This is a genomic window from Stenotrophomonas sp. SrG (assembly GCF_050031795.1).
Taxonomy (GTDB): domain Bacteria; phylum Pseudomonadota; class Gammaproteobacteria; order Xanthomonadales; family Xanthomonadaceae; genus Stenotrophomonas; species Stenotrophomonas rhizophila_A.
Map to the genome: position 1 here is coordinate 1 of NZ_JBNBBE010001019.1, position 241 is coordinate 241.

Below are 241 nucleotides of genomic sequence, written 5' to 3' on the forward strand. Positions count from 1 at the left end.
TGTGGCGTTCCCGCAGCTGACCCCGCGCCTGCAGCGCGCGCGGTGACAGCAGGCTGTATTCGCCGGTATCGGCTGGAATCGGGATCCTCGTGAGCCGCCCGATCACCCGGTAGAACGCCTCCGCCGTACTGCGCTTGAGCCAGCTTTCGCCGTCGCGAGCCTGTCGGGTGCCGTACACGTTGTCATATCCCTGCCGCCACAGCGCCACTAATTCCGGAATGAGCTCGGGAGTGTCCTGGCA

Annotated in this window: 1 pseudogene; it reads right to left on the reverse strand. The window is 66.0% G+C overall.

What is annotated here, in order from left to right:
- Positions 1-241 (reverse strand): annotated as a pseudogene (locus tag ACQG3P_RS22575) (glycosyltransferase); the annotation flags it as partial.